This is a genomic window from Micromonospora sp. D75, from assembly GCF_018070405.1.
Classification (GTDB): domain Bacteria; phylum Actinomycetota; class Actinomycetes; order Mycobacteriales; family Micromonosporaceae; genus Micromonospora; species Micromonospora chalcea.
The window spans coordinates 1-6,318 of sequence record NZ_JAGPXV010000347.1 but is presented as its reverse complement, the minus strand read 5'-3'; the positions used below and the strand labels follow the sequence as shown (position 1 = coordinate 6,318).

Here is a 6,318-nt window from a genome sequence, read left to right as displayed (position 1 = left end):
GTGTATAAGAGACAGGCGTGCAGGGGGTGCAGGCGCGCACGTTCCACGCGGCGGCGCTGCGGCAGGTCCGCTACTTCGCGCCCCGGCTGCTGGCCGGGCGGGCCATGCCGGAGCTGCTGGACAGCAAGGTGCGGGTGGTCACGCTCGCCGCCGCCAAGGTCGGGCTGCGCGCCGACCGGGCCGCCGCGCGCGACCTCGCCGCCGAGATCGAATGGGCCAAGTCGTCGCTGGTCGAGCCCGGGGAATACGTCGTCGCCGCGGCCAAGGCGCTGCGCGAGACGCCGTACGAGCCGGCCCGGGTGGCCGACGTGTTCGACGCGTACGAGCGGCTCAAGCGCGGCAACGGGGTGATCGACTTCGAGGACATGCTGCGCGCCGCGGTCTGGGGCATCGAGGAGCACCCGGACGTCGCCGAGCAGGTGCGCAACCAGTACCGGCACTTCGTGGTCGACGAGTACCAGGACGTCAACCCGCTCCAGCAGCGGCTGCTGGAGGCGTGGCTGGGTGGCCGGGACGACCTGACAGTGGTCGGCGACGCCAGCCAGACGATCTACTCGTTCACCGGCGCGACCTCGTCGTACCTGGTCGACTTCCCCCGGCTGCACCGGGGCGCGACAGTGGTCCGGCTGGTCCGCGACTACCGCTCCACCCCGCAGGTGGTCGGGCTCGCCAACGCGGTGATCTCCCAGGCGCGGGGCACCGAGGCGCGGCTGCGGCTGGAGCTGCACGGCCAGCGCCGGCCCGGTCCGGAGCCGGAACTGCGGATCTTCACCGACGAGCCGGCCGAGGCGAACGCGGTCGCCGCCCGCTGCCGGGCGCTGGTCGCGGGCGGCACCCCGGCGCGGGAGATCGCTGTGCTGTTCCGCACCAACGCGCAGTCCGAGGCGTACGAGAAGGCGCTCTCCGAGGCCGGCGTGCCGTACGTGCTCCAGGGCGCGGAGCGGTTCTTCGAACGGCCCGAGGTGCGCCAGGCGATGATCGCGCTGCGCGCCGCCACCCGGTCGGCGTCCGTCGACACGCCGCTGCCGGCCGCCGTGGTCGAAGGGCTCTCGGCGGTCGGCTGGGCGCCCGACGCGCCCCCGCCCGGCGGCGCCGCGCGCGAGCGGTGGGAGGCGCTCGCCGCGCTGGTCCAGCTCGCCGAGGAGTACGCCGCCGACGCCGAGGCGGAGCCGGGGCTGACCGGGTTCACCGAGGAACTGGCCCGGCGGGCCGCCCAGCAGCACGTGCCCACCGTCGAGGGGGTCACGCTCGCGTCGCTGCACTCGGCGAAGGGGCTGGAGTGGGACGCGGTGTTCCTGGTCGGGCTGGCCGAGGGCACGCTGCCCACCACGTACGCGAAGACCATGGAGCAGGTCGAGGAGGAACGGCGGCTGCTCTACGTCGGGATCACCCGGGCCCGGGAGTGGCTCTGGCTGTCGTACGCCACGGCGCGCTCGCCGGGTGGGCGGGCCCGGCGGCCGTCGCGCTTCCTGCCGCAGCTCGACCGCTCCGGCGGCGGCGAGCGGGCCGGCGGCGGCGGACCGGCGCGGCGGGCCGAGCGGCGCCGGCCGCAGGTGGTCTCGTGCCGGATCTGCGGCGCGACGCTGCTCGCCGGCGCGGACCGCAAACTGGGCCGCTGCCCGACCTGCCCGTCGGACATCGACGAGGAGCTGTACGAGCGGCTGCGCGATTGGCGGCAGCGGGTCGCGGGAGCGCAGAAGGTGCCGGCGTACGTGGTCTTCACCGACGCCACGCTCACCGCGCTGGCCGAACGGAAGCCCGGTCGCACCGAGGAACTGGTGGCGATCGCCGGGATCGGGCCCCGAAAAGTCGGGCTTTACGGTGATACGGTCCTCGCCCTGGTGGCGGGCGCCACGGTGGACGAGGTCTGCTCACAGAAAACTTCTGAAAACTAGCCGTAAATCGTTTGCCCTCGCCCGAGGGCGAGGAATAGCCTCATGACACACCTCGCGAGCGGCGCTGTTCTGGCTGCTCAACGGGGATGAGTCCACGGTCGGCACGAGGAGAGTAGGGAGGTGGCACCAGTGAAGATCTTCAACTATGAGCGTCTCGCGGCGATGCCGTCTGCCGTCGCTCCGCTGTCGGCTGTCCGGGTGGCCCTCGCCGCTCGACCGTCGGCTCCGCAGGTGCACCAGGTCCAGGTTCAGGCCGAGCTGAACCTGACCGTTGCGCCGATCGCCGGAGTCGAGGGGACCAGTGGCTTCGCGGGCAAGGGCATCGATGGCGCCAAGAAGCGCACGGATGTCCGCGGCGTTCCACCTCGAGGTAGACCGGTCTGATCCATCAGACGCCGGCTCACCTCGAGGCCGCGGAACCCGCACACCGGGATCCGCGGCCTCAGTTTTTTGTCCCGCCGAAGTACGTCGGAATGCGATCCACGAGATCGAAGTGAGAGAGAGGTGACCGGAGGATGAGTCTGGCGTTGGCCCCCCTCGACGTGAGCGTCGACGTGGAGGCGAACCTGCCCTGCCGGAAGTTCGACCCCGACCTGTGGTTCTCCGACTCGCCCGCCGAGCTCGAGCTGGCCAAGTCGCTCTGCGGGGACTGCCCGCTGCGCGTCGAGTGCCTGGCCGGGGCGGTCGAGCGAGCCGAGCCCTGGGGCGTCTGGGGCGGCGAGATCTTCGAGCGTGGCGCGGTCGTCCCGCGCAAGCGGCCCCGTGGCCGTCCGCGCAAGGAGGACCTCGCCCGCGACGCGCAGCTCCGGGTCGAGGCGGAGGCGCGACTGGCGGCCAGCGGGCTGTCCGAGTCGCGTAGCGCCGTCCGGCTGGCAGCCTGACACACCTACGTTCCGAAACCGACCGATGCCGGTGTCCCTCCACCGGCCGACCTGAGAGAGAAATTCTGATGCTGAACCTGCCGAACGGATTCGAGATGCAACTACTCCACGAAGCGTTGTCCAGGGCCCGAATGCGCCGGCCTCAGGCCGGTCGCACCACCACGAGCACTGAGGCAACCCGTTCCGCCCGTACCGTCGCCATGCGGAGTCGCAGCCAGTCGGCCCGCGACCTGGGCGTCCTGTAGAACGATCGCGTGAGGAAGGGGCGGTGACCTGCTGGTCACCGCCCCTTCGCCTGCTCCGTGCCCAGCCGGTGCTCAGGGCACGGGCGCGAAGCCGGGCAGCCAGCGTTCCAGGATCGACCGGTAGGGGGCCTTCGCCTCCAGCTGGCAGAGCACGCCGATCGAACCCAGCGTGACCCGATGGATCATCAGATACGACGGGGGCAGGTTGAGCTGGCGGCTGAGCTGGTACGCGGGGGAGCGGGGACTGGCCAGCCGGGTCGCCTCGGCGCGCAGCCAGGCCCGGGTGAAGCGGAACTCGTCGGCCGCGATCGGCTCCAGCATCGGACGCAGGAAGTCGAGCACCGCCGGGGCGTCGATCGACTCGGTGCGGCTGACGAAGCCCTCGGCACGCAGCCCCTCCACCACGGCGTCGGCGTCGCCGTTCAGCGCGAGCGCCGCGATCCGGCCGATCGGCTCCGGCGTGCCCTGCGGCATCCGGGCCACCGCGCCGAAGTCGATCACGCCGAGCCGCCCGTCCGGCAGCAGCCGGAAGTTGCCCGGGTGCGGGTCGGCGTGCAGCAACCCGGCCCGCTCCGGCGCGGAGAGGTGCAGCTCGGCCATCAGCCGGCCGGCCTCGTCGCGCTGCTCCTCGGTGCCCTCCCGGATGATCTGGGACAGCGGGATGCCCTCGACCCACTCGGTGATCAGCACCCGGGGCGCGGCGTCGAGCACCTCCGGGATGAAGATGTCCGGGTCGTCGGCGTACGCGGCGGCGAACGCCCGCTGCGACTCCGCCTCCAGCTCGTAGTCCAGTTCCTCGGTGATGCGCTCGCGCAGTTCGGCCAGGAGCGGCTTCACGTCCAGCCCCGGCTGGATCGCCCGGAACATGCCGCCGAGCCGGGAGAGCTGCTTGAGGTCGGCGAGCAGGGCGTCACCTGCGCCCGGGTACTGGATCTTCACGGCCACGTCCCGGTGCTGCGGGCCGCCGTTCGGGCCGTACCCGGGGTCGCGCCAGAGGGCGCGGTGCACCTGGCCGATGCTGGCCGCCGCGGCCGGGGTGTCGTTGAACTCGACGAACCGGTCGCGCCAGTCCGGGCCGAGCTGCTCGGCGAGCACCTTGTGCACTGTCGCCGCCGGCAGCGGCGGGGCGGCCTCCTGGAGCTTGGTGAGCGCCTGCCGGTAGGGTGCGGCCACCTCCTCGGGCAGCGCCGCCTCGAACACCGACAGGGCCTGGCCGAACTTCATCGCCCCGCCCTTGAGCTGCCCGAGCACGCTGAACAGCTGCTCGGCGGTGCGCTGCTGGATCTCGGCGGAGATGACGTCGGACGCGAGCCCGGTCACCCGCTTGCCCATGCCGAGGACGGTTCGACCGGCGAATCCGAGCGGCAGGGCGGCGAGTTTGGCGGTGCGGGACACGGCCCGGCGCGGGATGTCGGTCACCCGGCCATTGTTACCGACTCGGGGCCCTCGATGCTGCCGTGCGGCCGGGAGCGGCCGGGGCCGACCGGATCGGGCGACGCCGGCAGCAGCCACAGGAGGGGTGCGGCGGCCACCGTCGGTGACGCACCCGGCCCGGGGCTGCGACCTCCACCGCGCCGCCGAGCGTCTCCGGGTGGCCGCCGTCGAGCTGGGCCAGCGCCTCGGCCGTGGCGAACGCGGCGGCGGCGAGCCGGGTGGTGGCGGCGCAGGCCCGCTCGCCCCGGTCGGCGGCGAGCTGGGCGGCGAGCGCCGGCCAGTCCGGGTCCCGGTCGCCGCGGTGCAGGTCGAGGCAGCGCAGGCACGGACCGACGGGTGGGCGGACCAGCGGGCCGATCACGGGTACGCCGCCGCGCAGGTCGAGCAGCAGGTGGGGCTGGCGTCGGCGGGCGTACCCGGTGGCCAGCAGCTCGGCCGGCCGGTCCACGCCGAGCTGCACCACCAGGTCCGGCCGGGCCGCCCGGATCGGGGTCGTGGCAGTGCCCGGCGCGCACCGCTCCAGCGCCGCGCGTACCGCCGGGCCCAGCGGCCGGCCCAGCTCCGCGGCGGTCAGGCCGGTCCCGACCAGGTCGCCGGCGCCGACCGGGCCGGCCAGATCGGGTACGACGTGCCCGACGCCGGCCTGGGCCAGCGCGACGGCGACCGCCGCGCCGAGTCGTCCCGTGCCGGTGACCAGCACCCGGGCGGACCGGCGGCGGCGCAGCAGCCGGGCCGGTGTGCCGGGCAGGTCGGGGCAGGTAAGCGCCAGCGCGGCGGCCTCGGCTGCCAACCGGGTCCGGACCGCGCCGGCGAGGTCACGGGGGAACAGGGCCTGCGCGGGCACCACCAGGCCGGCGTTGCGGAGCGTGTCGAGCAGCGCGCGTGCCTCGTCGGGCGGCACCCGGGCGGCGCCGGCCTCGGCCAGCACGGCGCGTTCGCTGCGGGTGCCGTCGAGCAGGTCGAGCAGGCGGGCCGTGCCCGGCGAGGACATCTCCAGCAGCACCGCCCGGCCGGGCAGCTCACCGAGTTGGAGCGTATGGCGGTCGCGCCAGAGCCGGGTCAGGCCGGGCAGCAGGATCGGACGGACGAGCGGTGTCGGATCGGTCACGGCACCGATAGTGACCGTCTCCAAGCGCTCCGTCGTTCGTTGTCCACAGGTGCGGCGAGCCGTGGCCAGCCTTGTCCACAGGATCTCGCCGGTTTTCCACAACTGGCGGGTAACTGTGTCGGTTACCCGACGGGGAGGGCGGCCGAGGGCCGCCCTCCCCGTGGAGCGGTCAGACCTTGGCCTTGCCCAGGATGCGGTTCACTGTTGTGCCGCACACCGGGCACTTGCCCTTGGCCATGTTCATGCCGGTCTTCGAGACCTCCACGTGCCCCTCGAAGTCCCGCTTCTCCTTGCACTTGACGCAGTAACCGTTGTAGGTCTGGGCCTGGTCGGCCACGGTAGCCTCCTCGTCTCGTCCGCCGGAGGTTGTCCCGGCGGTCTCCCTGCGGCCGAACGTGACGTCGGCGCCGGGGGGTTCTCCGCGATCAGTCACCTGACCGTGGTTGGCGGACCCTACCCAGGTCTGGGCGGTTCCATGTCAGCTGTACGCCGACTCTGTGAGCTAGTCGACGTCGAGAGTGTGCATGCCGAGTTACGTCGGATAAGTCAGTTTCGCGCGGACACGCCGGGTAAAAGCGCCCAGATCCCCTTCGTGTGCCCCTGGCGCCGGTCACTCACCGTAGATCACTTAACGTTGCAGAGGGTCGGTTGGTGATGGTCATCTACCAGCGCAAAGAATTTTTTCTGGACTCCTGACAATCAACCGCCATTTTCCGGGCGCGTGTCGTCGTGTTGACTCTTGCGGAGTCCTGGTC

The 6,318-nt window shown here is 72.6% G+C and carries 5 protein-coding genes and 1 pseudogene; 3 read left to right on the top strand and 3 right to left on the bottom strand.

The annotated features are described in order from the left end of the window. Positions 1-14: 14 nt before the first annotated feature. From KBX39_RS20045 to KBX39_RS20035, 3 genes and pseudogenes are all read left to right on the top strand, one after another. Positions 15-1,895 (top strand): annotated as a pseudogene (locus tag KBX39_RS20045) (ATP-dependent DNA helicase UvrD2); the annotation flags it as partial. Between the two features lie 129 nt (positions 1,896-2,024). After that, positions 2,025-2,279 (top strand): hypothetical protein, encoded by a 255-nt coding sequence (locus tag KBX39_RS20040; RefSeq protein ID WP_082931090.1) that lies wholly within the window; start codon positions 2,025-2,027, stop codon positions 2,277-2,279. A 131-nt stretch (positions 2,280-2,410) separates the two neighbouring features. After that, the gene (locus KBX39_RS20035; RefSeq protein ID WP_030503670.1) at positions 2,411-2,776 is read left to right on the top strand and encodes a WhiB family transcriptional regulator; all 366 of its coding nucleotides are present in this window, start codon (positions 2,411-2,413) and stop codon (positions 2,774-2,776) included. Between the two features lie 317 nt (positions 2,777-3,093). Here the strand turns inward: KBX39_RS20035 and KBX39_RS20030 are convergent, their stop codons facing one another. From KBX39_RS20030 to KBX39_RS33430, 3 genes are all read right to left on the bottom strand, one after another. Beyond that, positions 3,094-4,440, bottom strand: coding sequence for an AarF/ABC1/UbiB kinase family protein (locus KBX39_RS20030; protein ID WP_104114240.1), 1,347 nt, complete (start codon positions 4,438-4,440; stop codon positions 3,094-3,096). A gap of 10 nt (positions 4,441-4,450) precedes the next feature. Then, positions 4,451-5,563 carry a TOMM precursor leader peptide-binding protein gene (locus tag KBX39_RS20025; RefSeq protein ID WP_209963121.1) on the bottom strand — a complete coding sequence of 371 codons (1,113 nt, stop codon included), beginning with the start codon at positions 5,561-5,563 and terminating at the stop codon, positions 4,451-4,453. A 169-nt stretch (positions 5,564-5,732) separates the two neighbouring features. After that, positions 5,733-5,900 (bottom strand): DUF5679 domain-containing protein, encoded by a 168-nt coding sequence (locus KBX39_RS33430; RefSeq protein ID WP_007464795.1) that lies wholly within the window; start codon positions 5,898-5,900, stop codon positions 5,733-5,735. Positions 5,901-6,318: the final 418 nt, after the last annotated feature.